Origin of the sequence: Aeromonas sp. R4-3, from assembly GCF_040908275.1 — a bacterium.
GTDB lineage: Bacteria > Pseudomonadota > Gammaproteobacteria > Enterobacterales > Aeromonadaceae > Aeromonas > Aeromonas rivipollensis.
The window spans coordinates 42655-63051 of sequence record NZ_JBFODK010000033.1 but is presented as its reverse complement, the minus strand read 5'-3'; the positions used below and the strand labels follow the sequence as shown (position 1 = coordinate 63051).

At 63.3% G+C, this 20397-nt stretch carries 19 protein-coding genes; 10 read left to right on the top strand and 9 right to left on the bottom strand.

What is annotated here, in order from left to right; all coding sequences use genetic code 11:
- Window positions 1-227: 227 nt before the first annotated feature.
- The 3 genes from serS (at window position 228) to purF (ending at window position 3741) form a co-directional block, all read left to right on the top strand.
- Window positions 228-1523 (top strand): serine--tRNA ligase, encoded by a 1296-nt coding sequence (gene serS / locus AB5Y91_RS11550; protein WP_368169853.1) that lies wholly within the window; start codon window positions 228-230, stop codon window positions 1521-1523.
- Between the two features lie 187 nt (window positions 1524-1710).
- The gene (locus tag AB5Y91_RS11545; RefSeq protein WP_106886968.1) at window positions 1711-2202 is read left to right on the top strand and encodes a CvpA family protein; all 492 of its coding nucleotides are present in this window, start codon (window positions 1711-1713) and stop codon (window positions 2200-2202) included.
- Between the two features lie 18 nt (window positions 2203-2220).
- The gene (gene purF, locus AB5Y91_RS11540; RefSeq protein ID WP_025326767.1) at window positions 2221-3741 is read left to right on the top strand and encodes an amidophosphoribosyltransferase; all 1521 of its coding nucleotides are present in this window, start codon (window positions 2221-2223) and stop codon (window positions 3739-3741) included.
- A 107-nt stretch (window positions 3742-3848) separates the two neighbouring features.
- Here purF and AB5Y91_RS11535 read toward each other — a convergent pair whose 3' ends face one another.
- Together AB5Y91_RS11535 and ascF are read right to left on the bottom strand one after the other, a co-directional pair.
- Window positions 3849-5279 carry a 6-phospho-beta-glucosidase gene (locus tag AB5Y91_RS11535; RefSeq protein WP_368169852.1) on the bottom strand — a complete coding sequence of 477 codons (1431 nt, stop codon included), beginning with the start codon at window positions 5277-5279 and terminating at the stop codon, window positions 3849-3851.
- Window positions 5280-5310: 31 nt separating this feature from the next.
- Entirely contained in the window at window positions 5311-6765 is a 1455-nt protein-coding gene (gene ascF, locus AB5Y91_RS11530) for a PTS cellobiose/arbutin/salicin transporter subunit IIBC (protein ID WP_368169851.1), read from the bottom strand.
- A 250-nt stretch (window positions 6766-7015) separates the two neighbouring features.
- On the opposite strand from ascF, the gene AB5Y91_RS11525 reads away from it, so the two are divergent.
- Together AB5Y91_RS11525 and AB5Y91_RS11520 are read left to right on the top strand one after the other, a co-directional pair.
- Entirely contained in the window at window positions 7016-8029 is a 1014-nt protein-coding gene (locus tag AB5Y91_RS11525) for a LacI family DNA-binding transcriptional regulator (protein WP_368169850.1), read from the top strand.
- Window positions 8030-8157: 128 nt separating this feature from the next.
- Window positions 8158-8916, top strand: coding sequence for a tRNA-(ms[2]io[6]A)-hydroxylase (locus tag AB5Y91_RS11520; protein ID WP_368169849.1), 759 nt, complete (start codon window positions 8158-8160; stop codon window positions 8914-8916).
- A 145-nt stretch (window positions 8917-9061) separates the two neighbouring features.
- On the opposite strand, the gene AB5Y91_RS11515 is transcribed toward AB5Y91_RS11520, so the two are convergent.
- The 7 genes from AB5Y91_RS11515 to pspF form a co-directional block, all read right to left on the bottom strand.
- Window positions 9062-9847, bottom strand: a complete 786-nt coding sequence (locus AB5Y91_RS11515; RefSeq protein WP_289982918.1) for an ATP-binding cassette domain-containing protein — start codon at window positions 9845-9847, stop codon at window positions 9062-9064.
- Complete coding sequence (locus AB5Y91_RS11510) at window positions 9844-10185, bottom strand: hypothetical protein (RefSeq protein ID WP_368169848.1); 342 nt, start codon at window positions 10183-10185, stop codon at window positions 9844-9846. Before AB5Y91_RS11510 ends, AB5Y91_RS11515 begins: the two co-directional genes overlap by 4 nt.
- Window positions 10182-11180, bottom strand: coding sequence for an oligopeptide/dipeptide ABC transporter ATP-binding protein (locus tag AB5Y91_RS11505; protein WP_005325353.1), 999 nt, complete (start codon window positions 11178-11180; stop codon window positions 10182-10184). The genes AB5Y91_RS11510 and AB5Y91_RS11505 overlap by 4 nt, the downstream gene beginning before the upstream one ends.
- A gap of 82 nt (window positions 11181-11262) precedes the next feature.
- A complete protein-coding gene (locus AB5Y91_RS11500) occupies window positions 11263-12156 on the bottom strand; it encodes an ABC transporter permease subunit (protein WP_005325348.1) in 894 nt (297 codons plus the stop codon).
- A 137-nt stretch (window positions 12157-12293) separates the two neighbouring features.
- Window positions 12294-13253, bottom strand: coding sequence for an ABC transporter permease subunit (locus AB5Y91_RS11495; protein WP_106886964.1), 960 nt, complete (start codon window positions 13251-13253; stop codon window positions 12294-12296).
- Window positions 13254-13329: 76 nt separating this feature from the next.
- Entirely contained in the window at window positions 13330-14925 is a 1596-nt protein-coding gene (gene sapA, locus AB5Y91_RS11490; RefSeq protein ID WP_303805173.1) for an ABC transporter substrate-binding protein SapA, read from the bottom strand.
- A gap of 259 nt (window positions 14926-15184) precedes the next feature.
- Window positions 15185-16228: a phage shock protein operon transcriptional activator gene (gene pspF, locus AB5Y91_RS11485; RefSeq protein ID WP_106886962.1), complete on the bottom strand. Its 1044-nt coding sequence runs from the start codon at window positions 16226-16228 to the stop codon at window positions 15185-15187.
- A 195-nt stretch (window positions 16229-16423) separates the two neighbouring features.
- Between pspF and pspA the strand changes: the two genes are divergently transcribed.
- The 5 genes from pspA to AB5Y91_RS11460 all read left to right on the top strand — a co-directional run bounded on the left by pspA (window position 16424) and on the right by AB5Y91_RS11460 (window position 20382).
- Window positions 16424-17101, top strand: a complete 678-nt coding sequence (gene pspA, locus AB5Y91_RS11480) for a phage shock protein PspA (protein WP_106886961.1) — start codon at window positions 16424-16426, stop codon at window positions 17099-17101.
- A 3-nt stretch (window positions 17102-17104) separates the two neighbouring features.
- Window positions 17105-17341, top strand: coding sequence for an envelope stress response membrane protein PspB (pspB, locus tag AB5Y91_RS11475; RefSeq protein WP_106886960.1), 237 nt, complete (start codon window positions 17105-17107; stop codon window positions 17339-17341).
- Window positions 17342-17435: 94 nt separating this feature from the next.
- On the top strand, window positions 17436-17837 hold the full coding sequence (gene pspC, locus AB5Y91_RS11470) for an envelope stress response membrane protein PspC (RefSeq protein ID WP_106886959.1): 402 nt from the start codon (window positions 17436-17438) through the stop codon (window positions 17835-17837).
- A gap of 76 nt (window positions 17838-17913) precedes the next feature.
- On the top strand, window positions 17914-19320 hold the full coding sequence (locus AB5Y91_RS11465) for a YcjX family protein (protein WP_368169847.1): 1407 nt from the start codon (window positions 17914-17916) through the stop codon (window positions 19318-19320).
- 30 nt (window positions 19321-19350) lie between these two features.
- Complete coding sequence (locus AB5Y91_RS11460; protein WP_368169846.1) at window positions 19351-20382, top strand: YcjF family protein; 1032 nt, start codon at window positions 19351-19353, stop codon at window positions 20380-20382.
- Window positions 20383-20397 lie beyond the last annotated feature (15 nt).

Sequence of the window (20397 nt, the reverse complement as noted above, 5' to 3'; positions counted from 1 at the left end):
CGTCAAACTTGGCAAAAACGACAGCAATACGCCCTGTTCGGGCGGGGGGGCGGTCTGCTACACTGCCCCTCTGACCCCGCTTGTCTTGGCCTTGCACCATCTTCTTGATTTAGAAGGCCCGATTCCGAAGACATAGGGGGGCGCCAACCGATGTTAACTTCCGGATCTGTTTTCTCGCCAGGGCGGATGACCCAGGCCCAGATCCCATTAAAAAAAGTAGGTAAACCATGCTGGATCCCAAATATCTGCGCAGCGATATCGAAGAGGCCGCCGCTCGTCTGGCTGCACGTGGCTACGCGCTGGACGTAGCGGCTGTCAACGCTCTGGAAGAGAAACGCAAGGATCTGCAGTCCCGTACCCAGGAGCTGCAGGCCGAGCGCAACGCCCGCTCCAAGTCCATCGGTGAGGCTGCCCGTCGCGGCGAAGATGTTGCTCCCCTCAAGGCCGAGGTGACCAAGATCAACGACGAGCTGGAGACCAGCAAGGTCGCGCTCGAGGCACTGCTGGCCGACATCAAGGCCATCTCCGACGCCATCCCCAACCTGCCGAGCGACACCACCCCGGTGGGCCGCGACGAGAACGACAACGTGGAAGTGCGCCGCTGGGGCACCCCGCGCGAATTCAGCTTCCCGGTGCGCGATCACATCGATCTCGGCGAAGCGGCCAAGGGCGTGGACTTCAAGAACGGCGTCAAGCTCTCCGGTGCCCGCTTCGTGGTGATGAAGGGTCAGATTGCCCGCCTGCACCGCGCCCTGGCGCAGTTCATGCTGGACCTGCACACCCTGCAGCACGGCTACACCGAATGCTACGTGCCCTACCTGGTGAACCCGGACAGCCTGTACGGCACCGGCCAGCTGCCCAAGTTCTCCCAGGACCTGTTCAACACAGGTATCGAGGGCGAAGGGGAAGACGAGGGCAAGGTGCGCAAGTTCTCCCTGATCCCGACCTCCGAAGTGCCGCTCACCAACATGGCCCGCGACGAGATCTTCGACGAGCAGGAACTGCCCATCAAGATGACGGCTCACAGCCCCTGCTTCCGCTCCGAAGCCGGCTCTTATGGCCGTGACACCCGGGGTCTGATCCGCATGCACCAGTTCGACAAGGTCGAGATGGTCCAGCTGGTGCACCCGGAGAAGTCCTGGGATGCGCTGGAAGAGATGGTGGGTCACGCCGAGAAGGTGCTGCAGTTGCTGGAGCTGCCCTATCGCGTGATGGCGCTCTGTACCGGTGACATGGGCTTCTGCGCCGCCAAGACCTACGATCTGGAAGTCTGGCTGCCGGCTCAGAACACCTACCGCGAGATCTCCTCCGTCTCCAACTGCACCGACTTCCAGGCGCGCCGCATGCAGGCCCGCGTGCGTGTCGACGGCAAGCCGCAGCTGCTGCACACCCTGAACGGCTCCGGCCTGGCGGTGGGCCGCACCCTGGTGGCGGTGATCGAGAACTACCAGCAGGAAGACGGCCGCATCGCCATCCCGGCGGCGCTGCAGTCCTACATGGGCGGCCTGACCCACATAGGGTAAGCGCCTCTTGCTGAACACAACGCCATGGCCATGCCATGGCGTTGTGCATTTGGGCGCCAGTCGCCCCCCGGCAGGGGAGAGGAGCGGTCTCCTTCGGCGCTCCATTGAACCTTTAACACATTTTTATCAAGCATTGCGCAATCGTTTTTGTTAGACTGCGCCGCAATTTCGCAGGACATCTTTTTCTATGGTCTGGATTGATTACGCCATCATCGGCATCGTCGGTTTCTCTGCCCTCATCAGCCTGGTGCGCGGCTTCCTGAAGGAAGCCATGTCCCTCGTCACCTGGTTCGTCGCCTTTTTCATTGCCAGCCATTTCTATCCCGATCTCGCCATCTACTTCACCTCCTTCTCCGACGCTATGGTGCGCAACGGCCTGGCCATCGCCGCCCTCTTCGTGGCGACCCTGATCCTGGGGAGCGTGGTCAACTACGTGGTGGGCCTGCTGGTGGAAAAGACGGGACTCTCCGGCACGGATCGGGTGCTGGGTGTCTGTTTTGGCGCCATTCGCGGGGTACTGATCGTCAGTGCCCTGCTGTTTTTTATGGATACCTTCACCAGCCTCTCCCAGAGCGACTGGTGGGTGGCGTCCAGACTGGTTCCCGAGTTCAAGCCGGTGATCCAGTGGTTTTTCGGGTTCATGCTGAACTCGTCCAGTTTTCTTCAACAGGTACAGTGACTTCGAGGTAGCAAAGACATGTGCGGTATTGTCGGTATAGTTGGCACCACCCCCGTCAATCAGGCCCTCTACGACGCCTTGACGGTGTTGCAGCACAGGGGACAGGATGCCGCCGGGATCGTGACCATTGACAGTGGAAACTTCCGGCAACGCAAGGCCAACGGCCTGGTGAAGGATGTGTTTGAAGTGCGCCACATGCAGCGACTGAAGGGGCATATCGGCATAGGACATGTCAGATATCCCACCGCAGGCAGCTCCAGTGCCGCTGAAGCCCAACCTTTTTACGTGAACTCTCCCTACGGCATGGTGCTGGCCCATAACGGCAACCTCACCAACGCCAAGGATCTCAAGGAGCAGCAGTTCAAGGTGGCCCGCCGCCACATCAACACCACCTCGGATTCCGAAGTGCTGCTGAACGTGCTGGCCCACGAGCTGGATCTGTGCGACAAGATGGCGCTGCGGCCGGAGGACATCTTCTCTGCGGTGCGCAAGGTGCACCAGCAGATCCGCGGCGCCTATGCCGTGGTCTCCTTGGTGATAGGCCACGGCCTCATCGGCTTCCGCGATCCCAACGGCATTCGTCCGCTGATCCTGGGTCGTCGCGTCGACGATCAGGGCCAGGTGGAGTACATGCTCGCCTCCGAGAGCGTGGCGCTGGACGCCATCGGTTTCGAGACGGTGCGTGACGTCGCCCCGGGCGAGGCCATCTACATCACAGAGCAGGGCCAGCTCTTCTCCGAGCAGTGTGCGGAGAACCCCCAGATGAGCTCCTGCATCTTCGAGTACGTCTACTTCGCCCGTCCCGACTCCTGCATCGACAAGGTCTCCGTGTACGCCGCCCGCCTCAACATGGGTCGCAAGCTGGGCAAGAAGATTGCACGGGAGTGGGAAGATCTCGACGTGGACGTGGTCATCCCCATCCCCGAGACCTCCTGCGACGTGGCGCTGGAAATCGCCCATACCCTGGGCCTGCCTTACCGCCAGGGCTTCGTGAAGAACCGTTACATAGGCCGTACCTTCATCATGCCGGGCCAGACCCAGCGCAAGAAGTCGGTGCGTCGCAAGCTCAACGCCATCAGCTCCGAATTCAAGGGCAAGAAGGTGCTGCTGGTGGATGACTCCATCGTGCGTGGCACCACCTCGGAGCAGATCATCCAGATGGCCCGTGAAGCGGGGGCGGCCAAGGTCTATTTCGCCTCGGCGGCACCGGAAATTCGCTTCCCCAACGTCTACGGCATCGACATGCCCACCGCCAACGAGCTGATCGCCCATGGCCGTGAAGTGGAAGAGGTGTGCAAGCTGATCGGCGCCGATGGCCTGATTTTCCAGGATCTGGAAGATCTGGAAGAGGCGGTGCGGGAGATCAACCCCGAGCTGCGCCACTTCGAGACCTCGGTGTTCAATGGCCACTACGTGACCTCGGACGTGGATCAGGGGTATCTGGACCACCTGAACGCCCTGCGCAGCGACGACAACAAGGCGGTGCGCGAGTGGCAGGAAGGGACCAGCAATCTGGAGATCTTCAACGAAGGCAGTTAAACGTTTTCCGATTGCCGTCGACATGAAACAGAGATGGGGGCCAAGGCCCCCATCTCTGTTTTCGTCTCTGTCTCAAGCCACCCCTCCCTCACCGGGGGCGGCCCTCGTCACGCCAGATCTTCCCCGTTGCTGGCGATCACCTGTCGGTACCACCAGAACGACTTCTTGCGCCTGCGCGCCAGGGTGCCCTTGCCGGCATCGTCCCTGTCCACATAGACGAAGCCGTAGCGCTTGCTCATCTCTCCGGTGGAGGCGGCCACCAGATCGATGCAGCCCCAGCTGGTGTAGCCCAAGAGTGGCACCCCGTCATCGATGGCGTCCCCCATGGCGCTGATGTGCGCGCGCAGGTAGTCGATGCGATAGTCGTCCTCTATCTCGCCATCGGCGTTGATCTCGTCCATGGCCCCCAGACCGTTCTCCACCAGAAACAGCGGCTTCTGATAGCGGTCATAGAGGGTATTCATGGTGATGCGCAGGCCGAGCGGGTCTATGCCCCAGCCCCATTCGCTTACCTTGATGTGGGGGTTGCGCAGGGACTTGACCACGTTGGCGGCGCTGGTGTTGCCCGCGTTCATGTCGGCGGAAGCACAGCGGGAGGCGTAGTAGCTGAAAGAGACGAAGTCGACGGTGTTGCGAAGGATCTCGTCATCCCCCGGCTCCTTGAGCAGGGTCACCCCCTTCTCGCGAAACACGCGCTCGGCATAGGCCGGGTAGGCGCCGCGAGCCTGGACGTCGATGAACAGCAGGTTCTCCCGCTCCTTTTGGAGCGCAGCCCACACATCGTCCGGCTTGCAGGAGTGGGGGTAGAAGTTGCCCCCCGCCAGCATGCAGCCGACCTGGTTGTGCGGGTTCACCTCGTGGGCAATTCGGGTCGCCAGGGCGCTGGCGATGAGCTCGTGGTGGGCCGCCTGATACTTCACCTGCTCCTGATCTTCACTCGCTTCAAACACCAGCCCGGCCCCGGAGAAGGGGCTGTGCAGCATGATGTTGATCTCGTTGAAGGTGAGCCAGTACTTCACCAGCCCGTCGAATTGCTCGAAGCAGGTGCGCGCGTAGCGGGTGAAGAACGCCACCATCTTGCGGTTGCGCCAGGAGCCGTACTCCACCACCAGGTGCATGGGCACGTCGAAGTGGCACAGGGTCACCAGCGGCTCGATGCCGTACTTGCGGCACTCCTCGAACACCGCCCGGTAGAAGGCGATGCCCTCGGCGTTGGGCTCTTGCTCGTCCCCCTTGGGATAGAGCCGGGCCCAGGCGATGGCGGTGCGAAACACGGTGAAGCCCATCTCGGCCATCAGCGCTATGTCTTCCTTGTAACGGTGATAAAAATCGATGGCGTCATGGCTCGGATAATACTCGTCGTCCCGCAGGGTGAAGCGCGGTTCCTGGCCGAGTTTCACCGCCATCCGGTTGGCGCCGTGGGGGATCATGTCGACCGTGGTCAGCCCCTTGCCCCCTTCGAGATAGGCCCCTTCCGCCTGGTTGGCGGCCAGGGCGCCGCCCCAGAGGAAGCCTTGTGGAAATCTTGCTAACGACATTGGTTACCTCTTGTCATGTCTGATAGGGGAGTCACGCGCCGGCGGTGGCCTGCGTCTGGCTGGCCGCGACGGGCTGGGGAGCGGCGCTCTCGCCGGGTACCTCCACAGGTATGTCCTCAAAGCCCATCAGCAGGGTCAGCACGAAGGAGAACACCACCGAGAGCGCCATCACGGCGAACACCCAGGCGATGCTCATGGGGTTGGCCGGATCGAAGAACTGCACGCTGGTAAAGAGCCCCGGTGCCGCCATGGAGTGGCTGGCGAGCCCGGCCATGCCCGCCACGGCGCCGCAGATGAAGCCACTGATAAGGCTGGCTATGAGGGGCCGCTTCAGTCGCAGGGCCACCCCGTAGAGGGCGGGCTCGGAGATCCCCGCCATGATGGCGGAGGCGGCCGCCGCGAGCGCGGTCTGGCGCAGCTCGGGGTTCTTGGTACGCCAGGCCACCGCCAGGGAGGAGCCCCCCAGGGAGAGGTTGGCGCCAATCTCGGAGGGCATCACCATGCCTTCCTTGCCGGTCTCGGCGATGGTCTGGATGATGGTCGGGGTGAAGACGCGGTGCATGCCGGTCATCACCAGCAGGGGCCAGAGCGCGCCCATGATGGCCACCGACAGCCAGCCCAGGTAGTCGTGGACCGTGTAGACCAGGCCCGAGATGGCGGTGCCAATCCAGATGCCGATGGGGCCGATGAGCAGGATGGCGAGCGGCGCCGCGAGCAGCACTATCAGCATGGGCTTCAAGAAGTTCTTGGTCACTGCCGGGGTGATCCTGTCCACCCAGCGCTCTATGTAGGAGAGGCACCAGGTCATGACCAGGGCCGGGATCACTGTGTAGGTGTATTTCACCGCGGTGACCGGGATCAGGGCGAAGGTCACCTGCTCCCCCTGGGCGGCCCTGGCCATCAGCTCGATGAAGCTGGGGTGCACCAGCACGCCGGCGATGGCGATGGCGAGCGACATATTGGTCTTGAACTTGACGGCGGCGGAGGCGGCCACCATCAGGGGCAGGAAGAAGAAGGCGCCGTCACCGGCCACAGTGAGTATGGTGAGGGTCGAGGATCCTTTCTCCAGCACCCCTGTCATCTCCAGCACCATAGCCAGCAGCTTGAGCATGGAGCCGCCGATGATGGCCGGAATGAGGGGCGACATGGTGCCGATCAGGGCGTCGAGGATGGCGGCGCCCATGCGGCGCAGGCTGAAACCTGGCTTGGCCGCCGGCACGTCTCCCTGTGCGCCTTCCGGCAACTGGGCAAGCACCTCGCGATAGGCGTGGGAGACCATGTTGCCGATGATCACCTGGCACTGGTTATCACTGCTGACCACCCCAAGTACCCCGGCAGTGGCCTTGAGCGTTGGACTGTCCACCAGGGTGGGGTCTTGCAGCACGAAACGCAGGCGCGTCATGCAGTGGGTCACGGCGACTATGTTGCCGGTTCCGCCGAGGGCCGTGATGACCTTGCCGGCCAGGGCCGCGTAGTTCTTTGACATCTAGTCGTATCCTTTTTACCAAATGAGGCCTGTCGAACCCCGTCATTGACGACGGGAAGAACGGGAATGAAACTGCATTGTGGAACCGGTTCCACATAGCATGCTCAGTTTCATGCTCACAGACAAGACGGCCGCACCGCCGTTGTGCAGAACCGTGAATGGGATCACTGAAAGGGGGGGCCTGCGCCCATTCTCGTTAGCACAAACGGGTCCCGTGCAGTACACTGCGGCCCGTCGAGAAGAGGGGAAGATGATGACGACTATGCTGGAGGTGGCGAAGCGGGCAGGGGTGTCGAAGGCGACTGTCTCCCGGGTGCTGTCGGGCAATGGCTATACCAGTCAGGAGACCCGGGATCGGGTGTTCCAGGCCATAGAGGAGAGCGGCTATCGCCCCAACCTGCTGGCCAGGCAACTGGCCACCAAAAACACCCAGACTCTGGGCCTGGTGGTGACCAATACCCTCTATCACGGCGTCTATTTCAGCGAGCTGCTCTCCCACGCGGCGCGGTTGACCGAAGATCGGGGCCGGCAGTTGATCCTGGCCGACGGCAAGCACAGCGCCGAGGAGGAGCGACAGGCCATCCAGTACCTGCTCGACTCCCGCTGTGACGGCGTCATCATCTACCCGCGTTTTCTCAGCGTCGAGGAGATGGACGAGATCATCGAGCAGCACTCCCAGCCCATCATGGTGCTCAACCGCAAGTTACGGCGCCACCCGGCGCACTGCGTCTACTCCGATCAGCAGGCTGCCGCCGCGGCCGTGGTGGACAGGCTGATCGGGATGGGGCACAGCGACATCGCCTTCATCACAGGCTCGGCGGATTCCCCCACCGGTATGGAGCGCCTCGCCGGCTACCGCGAGGCCCTTGCCCGGCACGGCATTCCGGTGCGAGAGGCACTGATCGCCCCCGGCAAGTGGACCCCCGCCTGCGGCGCGGCCGGGGTTTCGACCCTGCTGGCGCGCGGGGTGAGCTTCAGTGCCCTGATCGCCAGCAACGATGACATGGCGATCGGTGCCATCAAGCAGTTACACGAGTGCGGCCTGTCGGTGCCGGAGCAGGTCTCTGTGGTGGGGTTCGACGACATCGCCCTGGCTCCCTATGTCATTCCTTCGCTGGCCAGCGTCAAGATGCCGGTGACCGAGATGATCCAGGAGACCATCAGCCGGCTGATCACCATGGTGGAGGAGGGGGAAGCCGGTGAGCTGCCCTCTTTCAGCGGCAAGCTGGTCCGGCGCGATTCCCTCAAGCGCCTGCTGGAGTGAGGCCGCCTCTGCGCTGGGCAGGCGGGTCGGGATCCGTTAGCATGGGCCCCCTTCGCGGGCTTCGCCCGCCGTATCAAGCCGCATCAATATATGCCAATCAAGACTAACCAGAGAGTACAAGAGTTCAGATGGATGACCTGCTAGCCCCCGTTCGCCAATTCCTGCATTGTGAGACCCCGGATGAGTGGGTGGAGATGGCGCGGGATCCCGCCCAGTTGCCGACCCTGCTCATCGATCACGCCAACTGCGAGAACAAGGCCGCCCTGACGGCCCACAGCCTGGTGCGCCGCTACTGCCTGCCCAAGGAGAAGCGCCACCTGCTGCCCAAGCTTGAATTTTACCGTGAGCTGGATGCCATCCCCGAGAAGGCCGAGATCCTCGGCAAACGCACCATGGGGGAGTCCGACAGAAGCGTGTTCGCCGAGCTCGAGCGCAATCCCCTGCTGTTTCCCATGGTGCGGCTCATCCAGGAGGAGCTGCACCACTTCGAGCAGGTGCTGGAGATAATGCAGGCCCGCGGCATCCCCTACGGGCCCGTCACCGCCTCCCGTTATGCCCGCAGCCTGCTGGCCCACGTGCGTACCTACGAGCCGGCGGCCGTGGTGGACAAGATGATCATCGGCGCCTACATAGAGGCGCGCTCCTGCGAGCGCTTTGCGAAGATTGCCCCCCACCTGGACGAGGAGCTGGGCCGCTTCTATATCTCCCTGCTGCGATCGGAGGCACGCCACTACCAGGACTACCTGGCACTGGCGGAGCAATATGCGGGGGAGGATATCAGCGAGCGGGTCGCCTATTTTGGCCGGATTGAAGCCGAGCTTATCTGCTCGCCGGATCCGCAGTTCAGGTTCCATAGCGGCCTGCCTGTCAGATCTGACAGTTGTTGACCCCAGAGGGGCTGCCTACTATCTCGGTGTTCCTACTACGAGCGACGCAATCACTTTTTTGAGCGCAATCCCCCGGCGACTGATGCGACATCAGGCCGGGTTTTTTTATGCCCGGCCCATGGGCCGGAGGGGGAACGGCTGGGGATCAGCGGCGATATTCGTTGTTGTAGTTCTGGATGAGGCGGCGGGTCACGTCGTGCTGGGGATCGGCAAACACCTTGAGGGTCTTGCCGCGCTCCACCACCCGGCCCTCGTGCATCACCAGCACCTCGTCGCTGATGTGGCTGACGATGCCCAGATCGTTGGCCACCAGCACATAGCTCAGCCCCGTGGTCTCCTGCATCTCCAGCAGCAGGTTGATGATCTGGGAGCGCACCGAGATGTCCAGGGTCGAGAGCGCCTCGTCGGCCACCACTATCTTGGGATTGAGGATGAGCGCCCGCGCCAGCCCCACCCGCTGCTGCTGACCGGCGGAGAGCATCTGGGGGTAGAAGAGTGCGTGATCCGCCAGCATGCCCACCATGCGCAGGGTCTGGACCACCTTCTCCCGGCGCTCCTCCTCGCTCAGGGCCGTGTTGAGGCGCAGCGGCGTCTCCAGGATCTGGCCGACCCGGATCTTGCGGTTGAGCGAGGTATTGGGGTCCTGGAAGATCATCCTAAGCAGCTTGCAGCGGGTCTGATAGTCACCGTGGATCAGGGGCTGTCCCTCGATGGCGATCTCGCCGCCGCTCGGCTCTATCATGCCCGCCAGGATCCGCGCCAGGGTGCTCTTGCCCGAGCCCGCCTCCCCGACGATGGCCAGGGTCTGGCCCACACCGAGATCAAACGACAGGGGCTTGATGGCCTCCACCGCCTGGCGCCGGAACAGGCCGGTGCGGTTCTGATAGGTCTTGCACAGGCCCCTGACCTGCAACAGGGCGGGTTCGATCACAGGCTGGGCTCCTTTATGGCGATATTCACGGTCAGGCTCATTTCTTCGATTCTTCCATGTTCAGCGGAAAGTGGCAGCTGGGAAATGGATGTCCCTTGGCCATGCAGATGGGACATGGAGTGGTGATGACTCGGGTTCATTTCTTTGGCGCTTCCATATTCAGCGGGAAGTGGCAGCTGGGGCATGGATGTCCCTTGGCCTTGCTGATTGGACATGGAGTGGTGATGACTCGGGTTCATTTCTTCGATTTTTTCATGTTCAGCGGGAAGTGGCAGCTGTGAAATGGATGTCCCTTGGCCTTGCTGATTGGACATGGGCTGGTGATGACTCGGGTTCATTTCTTCGGCTCTTCCATGTTCAAGGGGAAGTGGCAGCTAAATTGATGTCCCTTGACCTTGCTCATCAGCGGGGTCTGCACGCACTGCTTCTGGGCGTAGGGGCAGCGGGGGCCGAGGCGGCAGCCGATGGGCAGGTGCTGCAGGGGGGGGATCACCCCAGGCAGGGTCTCGAGCCGGGACTTGTGGCGCACCAGCTTGTCAAAGTCGGGAATGGACTTGAGCAGGGCGTCCGTATAGGGGTGGCGGGGGGATTCGAGGATCTGATCCCGGGTGCCCACTTCCACCATCTGGCCGCAGTACATGATGTTGATGGTGTCGGTCAGGTTGGCGATGGCGGCGATGTCGTTGCTGATGATGAGGATGGTGGTGTTGCCCAGTTTGTTCATCTTGTCCAGCAGCCGCAGGATCTGGGAGTGGGTGGTGGACTCCATGGCACTGGTGGGCTCGTCCGCCACCAGCAGCCGCGGCTGGTTGGCGATGGCCATGGCGATCATCACCTTCTGGCACATGCCATCCGACAACTCGTGGGGATAGGCCCGCATCACCTTGCGGTGATCCTTGACGCCGACTCTGTGCAGCAGGGCGATGGCCCGCTTCTTGCGCCACTGGAAACGCTGCCAGAACTTGCCGGCGAAGGCGCTGGTGGGGATGGCCTCCTCGAGCTGGGTGCCTATCTCCTCGGAGGGGTCGAGACAGCTGATGGGATCCTGGAAGATCATGGCGATCTCCCGGCCCATGATGCGGCGTCGCTCCTTGGGGGCCATGGTCAGCAAGTCCATGTCGTTGAAGCGCATCCGGTCGGCGCGCACCGTCCAGTTGTCCTTCTGGATACCGACGATCACCTTGGCCACCAGGCTCTTGCCCGAGCCCGATTCTCCTACCAGGCCGCGGATCTCCCCCTCGTTCAGGGTCAGGCTGACCCTGTCCACCGCCTTGACCTTGCCCTGGGGGGTGTCGATTTCTATGGTCAGGTTGCGTATGTCGAGCAAGGGCATCAGTGGCGCTCCTCATGAGGGTGTGGCTGGGCGTGCTGCATCTGGGCCATGCCGTCCTTGATGGTATAGAGCCGCAGTATCATCAATCGTTCCCCTCTTTGAGCGCTTCGCGGATCCCTTCGCCTACCAGGTTAGTCACCAGCACGCTGAACAAAATGGCCATGCCCGGCAGGGTCACTGTCCAGGGGGCCAGATAGATGAGATCGCTCGAATCCGCCAGCATGGCGCCCCACTCCGGCTGGGGTGACTGGGCACCGAGGCCGAGAAAGCCCACCGCCGAGATATCCAGGATGGCGGCAGAGAGGGTCCGGGTAGTCTGAGTCACCAGGGTTTCCACTATGTTCGGCAGTATGGCGAGGCGCATGATCCGCAAGGGGGGCGAACCGTCGAGGCGGCTCGCGATGATGTACTCCTTCTGCATCTCGGCGTGGACGGCGTTGTAGGTCGCCCGGATGAAGGGCGGGATCAGCGCCAGCGTGATGGCGATCAGGGTGTTGAACAGCCCTGGCCCCAGGATGGCGACCACTATGATGGCCAGCAGCAGGGAGGGGATGGAGAGCAGGGTATCGAGCAGGTGATGGAGCACGCTCGACTTCACCCCCTTGCTCATGCCGCCGAGGATGCCGATGGCGGAGCCGACGAGGAGCGCTATCACCACCACCAGCAAGGCGTTGCCGAAGGTGAGGCGGGCCCCCACCACGAGGCGGGAGAGGATGTCGCGGCCCAGATCGTCGGTGCCGAGGAAGTAGTCGATGTTCCCCGTGCTGGCCCAGGAGGGGGCCAGCAGCAGGCGGCCGCTGTGCTGATCATCGATGCCGTAGGGCACCACCAGGGGGCCCACCAGTGTGATGAGCAGCAGCAGGCCGAAGCACCAGAGCCCCCCCATGGCCAGCGGATTGCGGCGGTAGGAGGCCCAGGTCTGCTCCAGGGGGGAGAGGATCTTGAGCTCCGGATAGATGTTCGATTTATCGTGCATGATGCAGGCTCCAGCCCTGGCCATGAGCGGGGTCAGTCTTGTTTTGCATGGTGTTCTTTGCGCCGTGCCGGATACAGCATGAAGGCGGTGAGCAGCGCGAGGCCGACATGCTGGCGTGCGTGCCGCTGTGGGCGTACTCAGTCTTGTTTTGCATAGAGTTCTTTGCGCCGTGCCGGATACATTATGGTGGTCAGCAACTCGGTGCTGACGCTGATGAAGATGACGAAGCTGGCCACCACCAGGAAGGCGCCGCGGATGGCGGCATAGTCCTGCAGCGCTATGCTGCTCACCAGCCAGCGGCCGATCCCGGGCCAGTCGAATACCACCTCGGTGATCATGGCGGAGGTGAGCACGCTGCCGAGTTGCAGGCCGAGCAGGGGCAGCACGGGGGGCAGGGCATTCTTGAGGCCGTGGCGCCAGACGATCTGGCGGCGGGAGAGACCACGGCTGGCGGCGGCCTTGATGTAGTTCTGCTTCATCACGTCGATGAGGGAGCTGCGCACGTGGCGGATCACCTCTGTGGTGGGCACCACGGCCAGCACCAGGGATGGCAGCACCAGGTGGCGCAGGGCGTCATGGAGTGCCGCCTCGCGCCAGGGCTCCTGGCTCATCAGCACGTCGACGATGGCGATCCCCGTGATGGAGGGAACGTCGTAGAGCAGGCTGATCTGGCCCGAAGAGGGCAGCCAGCCGAGATCCAGGGAGAAGAACATCACCATCAGCAGCGCCAGCCAGAAGACGGGCACGGCGTAGCCGATGAGGCCGGCGGCCATGATGGAGAGATCCAGGCCACGCCCCTGATAGAGGGCCGCCAGGGTCCCGAGCGGGATCCCCACCAGCAGCGAGATGGCAAAGGCCGCGAGACAGAGGGTCAGGGTCGCCGGGAAGTAGTGACGGATCTCGTCCAGCACCGGCAGGCCGGAGACGCTGGAGAGGCCGAAATCCCCGGCGGCGATGCGCTGCAGGAAGTCCGGGTAGCCATGCCAGAAGTCCAGCACCTGGCCGATGAGGCGAAACTCCAGCAGGTAGGCCCCCATGGTCAGCACCAGCAGGGTGATCACCAGCAATGTGATGCGACGCAGAATATAAAAAAACATGCTTATGCCTCCGCGCAGGGGTGCGTCGATGGGAAGGGAGGCCAGATGCCACCGATGGGATGGATGCCCGCCATGTTCACTCCCGATAGGCCTGGTTGAAGGTGGTGCCGCCAAAGGGCATGAGGGTCAGTCCCTGAATGTCACTGCGGCTCACCTGGGTGCGCAGGGCATGGGCCAGCGGGATGAGCGGCAGCTGTTCGTTGAGCAGCGACTGGGCATAGTAATAGTTGCGCAGGCGGAAGGCGAGTTGCGGTGTGGTCACCGCATCGTCCAGCAGCTGATCGAAGGCGGGGCTGCACCAGCGGCTGTAGTTGTTGCCCCGCTCGACGGCGGCGCAGCTCAGCAGCTGGCGGAAGAAGTTGTCCGGATCCGCGTTATCGGCGATCCAGCCGGAGAGCAGGCTGTCATATTGCCCGTGGGCGAGCCGGGTCTCGATGACCGGCCAGGCCTGCTGCACTATCTTGAGCTTCACCCCTATCTTGGCGAGATCGCTGCGCATCAGCTGGGCCGTCTTGAGACCGTCCGGGTTGTAGGGGCGGGCGCCGGGCTGCACCAGCACCTGCATCTCGAACCCTTGCGGGTAGCCGGCATCCCTGAGCAACTGACGGGCGAGCTTCAGATCGGGCTTGCGCTGGGTCAGGGAGGGGTTGTAGCCCCAGGAGAGCGGCGGCAGCAGGCTGGCGGCAGGCTGACCCGTCTCGAAATAGACCGCCTGCAACAGGTTTTGCACGTTGATGGCACTGGCCAGCGCCTGGCGCACCTGCACCTTGTTGAAGGGGGCCTTGCGGGTATTGAGGGCGAGGAAGGCGACGTTCATGCCCGACTGCACCGACAGATTGAGGTGGGAGTCCTTGTCTATCACCGACAGCTGGCTGGCGGAGGGGGTGCTCATCACGTCGCACTCGCCGGTCAGCAGCTTGGCGAGCCGCTTGGACGACTTGGGGGTGATGTCGTAGATGAGCTGCTCAATCTTCGCCTCGCCGCCCCAGTAGCCGGGGTGGCGCAGGTAGCGCACGAACTCGTTGTGACGGTACTCCTTGAAGCTGAAGGGGCCCGTCCCTATGGGGCGGCTGTCGAGCAGCTCGGGGGTGCCTGCCTTGTCCATCTGTTCGCCATATTCAGCCGAGAGCACTATGGCGTAGTCGCTGGCCAGGGTCGCGAGGAAGGAGGCATCCGGCCGGTTCAGCTCGAACACCACCTCATGGGGGCCCTTCTTGTAGACCCGCTTGATGAGGCTGCCGAGCCCCAGGCTGTGAAAATAGGGGTACTCGCCACCCGAGATGCTGTGGAAGGGGTGGTGCTCGTCCAGCAGGCGATGATAGGTGAAGAGCACGTCGTCGGCGTTGAAGTGGCGCGTCGGATTGAACCAGGGGGTGCGATGGAAGGTCACGCCCTTGCGCAGGGTCAGGGTATAGGAGAGGCCGTCCTCGCTGCTGCGCCAGTGGGTGGCCAGCCCCCCCTCGATGCTGAGGGTATTGGCATTGACCTCGAGCAGGCGATCGTAGAGCGGGCGGGCGCTGGCATCCAGGGTCGCCTCTGAATTGGCAAGCTGCGGGTTGAAGGATCTGGGCGCCCCGTCGGCACAATAGATGAGCCCGGTCCTGGAGGCATCGTCTTGTTTCTGACAGCCGGTGACCAGTACCAGGAGGCCGAGCAGCAGTGGTGTGAGCATTCTCATGTTGGAACCATGTTTTCAGACAGAGTTGCCCGCCAGAGGGCGGGCGCGTTGCGGGATCCTGCCGGGCAGGGCGTCCCATCGGGGTGTGCAAACATCCCCCTCGTCAATTCCCTCGAGCAGCGGGTATTTACCTGGCATGTCTCGACGGGGGTGATGGCAGAGGGTCAGTCGTTGTCCGCATTGCCATTGTTGTCATCCCCCTCGAGCAGCTGGTATTTGCACAGCATGCTCCGGAGCGGGTGGTGGCAGAGGGTCAGTCGTTGTCCATGTTGCCATTGTTGTCATCCCCCTCGAGCAGCTGGTATTTGCGCAGCATGCCCCTGAACTGGTGATAGCTCAGGGTCAGCAATTGGGCGGCTTTGCGCTGATTATACTGGGATTGCTGCATCGCTTGCTTGAGTAAATTAATCTCGTATTCCGCGACCGCCCCCTTGAGATCCAGTGGCAGGCTCATGGCCTGGGGGCCGCTTGCCGAGGTCGCCTCGGTGGTGACCGGGGACGGGCTGCCGGTGCGGGGGCGCCAGGGGGAGTCGAAGGGGTTGATCACCAGCTCCGAGAGCGGCAACTGCGGATTGCCCTGACGGTAGAGGCTGCGCTCCACCACATTCTTGAGCTCCCGCACGTTGCCGGGCCAGGGGTAATCTTGCAGCAACTGGGTCGCCTTGCGAGAGAAGCCGGCAAACAGCGGATACCCCAGCTCCCGGGTCATGCCGTGGGCGAAGTGCTCCGCCAGCATCAATATGTCTTCTCGCCGCTCCCGCAGCGGGGGCAGGGTGATGACGTCGAAGGCCAGCCGGTCCAGCAGATCGTGACGAAACTGTCCCCGGGCCGCCAGCTGCGGCAGATCCTCGTTGGTGGCGCACACCAGGCGCACATCCACCTTGAGTGCCTTGGCGCCGCCCACCCGCTCGAATTCACCGTACTCTATGACCCGCAGCAGCTTCTCCTGCACCCGGGCGCTGGTGGTGGCCAGCTCGTCGAGGAACAGGGTGCCGCCATCGGCCCGCTCGAAGCGACCCTGATGACGCTTGGCGGCGCCGGTGAAGGAGCCCGCCTCGTGGCCGAACAGCTCGGTTTCCAGCAGGCTCTCGCTCAAGGTGGCGCAGTTGATGGTGACAAAGCTTTGATCCCAGCGATCCGAGAGATAATGTAGGCGGTGGGCGATGAGCTCCTTGCCGGTCCCCCGCTCGCCGATGATCAGCACGGGTTTGCGCAGGGGGGCGAGTCGCGAGGCCTGCTCGATGATCTCTAGAAACGCGTTGGACTCACCCAACAGACTTTCCGTGGCCGTGGTCATCCTGATCCCTGTTCGTTGAAAAATCTGGTTAATCTTACCAAAAGTTGGTTATTTTAATCATCTCTTGTTCCGGGCGTCTTGAAACTCATGGAGAGTGCCCATATAAATCAACAAGTTAATTATTGTTCCAGATTGGCACACAAGTTGCCATTGTCAATGGAGAAACAACCCAATGCCCATCACAGGAGTACAACCATGAGTATTTTTTCCCGCCTGGCCGACATCATCAATTCCAATCTGACGTCCCTGCTCGACAAGGCCGAGGATCCCCAGAAGATGGTGCGCCTGATCATCCAGGAGATGGAAGATGAACTGGTGAAGGAGCGCTCCAACCTGGCCCGCTTCCTCGCCAACCAGAAAGAGATCGGCCGTCAGGTCAGCCGCCATCAGGAGCGGGTGAACGAATGGCAGGCCAAGGCCGAGCTGGCCCTGACCAAGGGGCGCGAGGATCTGGCCCGTGCCGCCCTCATCGAGAAGAACAAGCAGAGCGAGCTTGCCGAGGCGCTCTATCGCGAGCAGCAGGCGGTGGACAGCGGCATCGACAAGCTGGGTGACGAGATCCGCCAGCTGGAAGCCAAGCTCGAAGACGCCCGTGCCCGCCAGAAGGCGATGGCCATTCGCAGCGAGGCCGCCAGCAGCCGCCTGAACGTGCAGAGCCAGGTGGCCCGTGGCGACAGCCAGGCCGTGGTCAGCAAGTTCGAGCGCATGGAGCGCCGCATCGACGAGATGGAAGCCCGGGCCGATCTTGGTCAGTCCGACAAGGCGCTTGCCCAGCAGTTTGCCGAGCTGGAGGCGGACGATCAGATCAGCCGCGAGCTGGAGGCCATGCGCCAGAAGCTCGGCCAGAGCGACACCGCCTCGAAAGGAGAGTGATGAATGGAAGACATTCTTGGGATATTGGCGACGCCACTCATCGTCTTCATGGTCATAGTGGCCCCCATCTGGCTGGTGCTGCACTATCGCGCCAAGGGCCGGATCGGTGCGGGTCTCGCCGACAATGAGCGGGAGCAGTTGCAGGGCCTGCTGGTCCGTGCCGAGAAGATGCAGGAGAGAGTCGGGGCCCTGGAATCCATTCTGGATGCCGAGGTCCCCGGTTGGAGGAACAAGGTATGAATGCCATCTATGGCTGCCATGGCGTGAGGTCTGCGTCGGTCGGTACACAGGGTTTCATTGCGGATGCGGAAGTCCCCGGTTGGAGGAACAAGGTATGAGCGCCTCGAATAACTCTCGCAATCTCTACCGGGATCCCCAGAAGGGCAAGATAGCCGGCGTCTGCGCCGGTCTTGCCGACTACTTCGGGGTGGAGACCTGGATAGTGCGGCTGCTGGCCATCACAGGCCTCATCTTCGCCGGTTTCATCACCTTCACCGCCTACATAGCCGCCTGGTTCCTGCTCGACAAGAAGCCGGTCACCCTCTACGGGGAGCAGGAGGCGGATTTTGCCGAGGTGCGCATGAAGGCGCGCAGCTGGCAGGCGGGGGTCACCCCCCATCAGGCGCTCGGCCGCATCGCCCAGGAGCTCGACACGCTCGAGCCCAGACTGCAACGCATCGAGAAGCTGGTGACCTCCAAGGAGTTCACCCTGCAGCGCGAGTTCAGCAAGCTCTGAGTACCGCAAGGGCGCGGGGCCCTGGCCCCGGCCCTTATCCCCATGGTTCGGCTGTGACAGGAGAAAAAGACCCGCCTTGATACGCAACAAACTCGAACAGTCATGGTCTGTGCTGCAGCACAAGGCCTTTGAGGTGGTGAACCGGGCTCGGGATCGCCACATCCGGCTGGCGGTCACCGGCCTGTCCCGCAGCGGCAAGACCGCCTTCATCACGGCGTTGGTCAATCAGCTGGAGCACGCCGCCATCGACGGTCGTCTGCCCCTGTGGGATGCCCAGCGCCAGGGGCGGATCCTCGGCGCTCGCCGGGTTCCCCAGCAAAATGCCCACATTCCCACCTTCCCCTACGAGCGGGGCCTAGACGCCCTGTTCGGCGAGCCCCCCGCCTGGCCCGAGCCGACACGTGGGGTGGCCGAGGTGCGCCTGGAAATTCGCTACCGCACCCGCCATCCACTGCGCCGTCACCTGGGGGAGATCTCCACCCTCTATGTGGATCTGGTGGATTATCCCGGCGAGTGGCTGCTGGACTTGCCGCTGCTGGATCTGAGCTACGAGCAGTGGAGCGAGCAGGTAGCAAGTCAGTTGCGTCGCCCCGAGCTGCAGGCCCTGGCCGCCGACTGGCTGACCCCCGGCTGGCAGGCCGAGCAAGCCTTCGAGGAGCGGCCGGCGAGCCAGCTGGCGGCGCGTTACACCGACTATCTGCACGCCTGCAAGCGCGAGCTGGGGCTGCACCTTATCCAGCCGGGCCGTTTCGTGCTGCCGGGGGAGTATGCCGGGGCGCCGCTGCTGCAATTCGTGCCCTGGGTCTGGGACAAACCGGCCCAGGAGCCCGCCGATGGCACCCTCTACGCCACCTTCAAGCAGCGCTTCGAGCAGTACAAGCAGCACCTGGTGCAGGGCTTCTACGAGCAGCACTTCGCAGGCTTCGATCGCCAGATAGTGCTGGTGGACTGCCTGGCGCCCCTCAACGCCGGGGCCGCCAGCTTTGGCGACATGCAGCAGGCCATCGCCCGCATCATGGAGAGCTTCGCCTATGGCAAGAGCAACTGGTGGCGCCGCCTGTTCTCCCCGCGCATCGACAAGCTGTTGTTCGTGGCGAGCAAGGCCGATCACGTCACCCCGGAGCAGCATGGGCCCCTGGTCTCCCTGCTCCAGCATCTGGTGAGCAGCGGCCGGGGCCAGGCCCGCTTCGAGGGAATAGAGACCGAATGCCTGGCGCTGGCCGCCATCAAGGCCACCGAGGTGGGCAAGGGGCAGGCCAATGGCCGCGAGTTCCCGGCCATCCGTGGCACCAGCCTGGCAGGGGAGCCGCTCTTGCTCTTCCCCGGGGAGGTACCGCCCCAGATACCGCCTGCCCAGTGGTGGCAAAGCCAAGGCTTTGATTTTCAGGCATTTCGCCCCATGCCCATGAGCGCCCATCAGGCGCTGCCCCATATCCGGCTGGACGCGGCACTGGAGTTCTTGCTCGGGGATCACCTCGAATAAACGGCGCCGCACCAAGGAGCAGAGAACAAGATGAACGATCAGACAACACAGAAGGTGCCGCTGCAAGGCAAGGTGATCCTGGAGCCGACCCTGTCGGTGGCGAGCGAGGCGCCGCCTCCGGCCCCGGCCCAGCGGCTGGAAGAAGAGAGCTTCGAGCGACTCGAGGAGCTCGATGAGTTCACCGAAGTGGCCCCGGCCCTGACGGTGCGGCCCCGTCGCCGCCATCGCCTCTTGGGTTGGGGGCTGGGGGCGGTCGGCCTGCTCTCTCTGGGCCAGTTTGGCGCCTTCCTCTACGACCAGTTTCTCACCACCCCGCTCTGGGGCGGTGCCTGGCTGCTGGCTTCTGGCCTGGTGGCGGTGGGCACGGCCGGGGTGGTCGGGCGCGAGTGGCTGCGGCTGCGCACCCTCAAGCGGCGCCAGGATGTGCGCTCCCGCGCCGAAGATCTGCTGGCCCATCAGGGGGTAGGGCAGGGGCAGGCATTCTGCGAGGCCCTGGCCGAAAAGAGTGGCGACAAGGGGCGGGAGGGGTATCAGACCTGGCTCGGCCAGCTCGATGAGAGCCACAGCGATCGGGAGGTGCTGACCCTCTACAGCCAGCTGGTGCTTGGCGAGCGGGACAAGCTCGCCCAGGCCCGGGTCGCCAAATGGTCGGGGGAGGCCGCCGTGCTGGTGGCCCTGAGCCCGCTCGCCACCGTCGACATGATGCTGATGCTGTGGCGCAATCTGCGGATGATAGAGGACATCGCCGATGTCTACGCCATCGAGCTTGGCTACTGGAGCCGCATTCGCCTCATCCGCCAGGTGTTTCGCAACATGATCTATGCCGGCGCCACCGAGCTGGTGACCGAGGTGGGCATGGATCTGCTGGGGGCCGAGCTCACCGCCAAGCTCTCCGCCCGCGCCGCGCAAGGGGTGGGGGCCGGCCTGCTCACCGCCCGCCTGGGGCTGCGCACCATAGAGGCGTGCCGCCCGCTGCCCTGGTGTGCGGACGAGAAACCCAGGCTAGGTGAGCTGCGCAAACGGCTTATCGGCCAGCTGGCGGGCTATCTTCGCAAATCATAGGGGCTATCCAAGGGG

What these genes read in the sequence shown, in the direction of transcription:
- serS (WP_368169853.1), top strand. Translation starts at nt 228, where the DNA reads ATGCTGGATCCCAAATATCTGCGCAGCGATATCGAAGAGGCCGCCGCT.
- AB5Y91_RS11495 (WP_106886964.1), bottom strand. Translation starts at nt 13,253, where the DNA reads ATGTTTTTTTATATTCTGCGTCGCATCACATTGCTGGTGATCACCCTG.
- pspF (WP_106886962.1), bottom strand. Translation starts at nt 16,228, where the DNA reads ATGACCACGGCCACGGAAAGTCTGTTGGGTGAGTCCAACGCGTTTCTA.
- AB5Y91_RS11535 (WP_368169852.1), bottom strand. Translation starts at nt 5,279, where the DNA reads ATGTCGTTAGCAAGATTTCCACAAGGCTTCCTCTGGGGCGGCGCCCTG.
- AB5Y91_RS11500 (WP_005325348.1), bottom strand. Translation starts at nt 12,156, where the DNA reads ATGCACGATAAATCGAACATCTATCCGGAGCTCAAGATCCTCTCCCCC.
- sapA (WP_303805173.1), bottom strand. Translation starts at nt 14,925, where the DNA reads ATGCTCACACCACTGCTGCTCGGCCTCCTGGTACTGGTCACCGGCTGT.
- AB5Y91_RS11510 (WP_368169848.1), bottom strand. Translation starts at nt 10,185, where the DNA reads ATGAACCCGAGTCATCACCAGCCCATGTCCAATCAGCAAGGCCAAGGG.
- AB5Y91_RS11460 (WP_368169846.1), top strand. Translation starts at nt 19,351, where the DNA reads ATGAACGATCAGACAACACAGAAGGTGCCGCTGCAAGGCAAGGTGATC.
- AB5Y91_RS11520 (WP_368169849.1), top strand. Translation starts at nt 8,158, where the DNA reads ATGGATGACCTGCTAGCCCCCGTTCGCCAATTCCTGCATTGTGAGACC.
- AB5Y91_RS11505 (WP_005325353.1), bottom strand. Translation starts at nt 11,180, where the DNA reads ATGCCCTTGCTCGACATACGCAACCTGACCATAGAAATCGACACCCCC.
- AB5Y91_RS11525 (WP_368169850.1), top strand. Translation starts at nt 7,016, where the DNA reads ATGATGACGACTATGCTGGAGGTGGCGAAGCGGGCAGGGGTGTCGAAG.
- ascF (WP_368169851.1), bottom strand. Translation starts at nt 6,765, where the DNA reads ATGTCAAAGAACTACGCGGCCCTGGCCGGCAAGGTCATCACGGCCCTC.
- pspC (WP_106886959.1), top strand. Translation starts at nt 17,436, where the DNA reads ATGAGCGCCTCGAATAACTCTCGCAATCTCTACCGGGATCCCCAGAAG.
- pspB (WP_106886960.1), top strand. Translation starts at nt 17,105, where the DNA reads ATGGAAGACATTCTTGGGATATTGGCGACGCCACTCATCGTCTTCATG.
- AB5Y91_RS11545 (WP_106886968.1), top strand. Translation starts at nt 1,711, where the DNA reads ATGGTCTGGATTGATTACGCCATCATCGGCATCGTCGGTTTCTCTGCC.
- pspA (WP_106886961.1), top strand. Translation starts at nt 16,424, where the DNA reads ATGAGTATTTTTTCCCGCCTGGCCGACATCATCAATTCCAATCTGACG.
- purF (WP_025326767.1), top strand. Translation starts at nt 2,221, where the DNA reads ATGTGCGGTATTGTCGGTATAGTTGGCACCACCCCCGTCAATCAGGCC.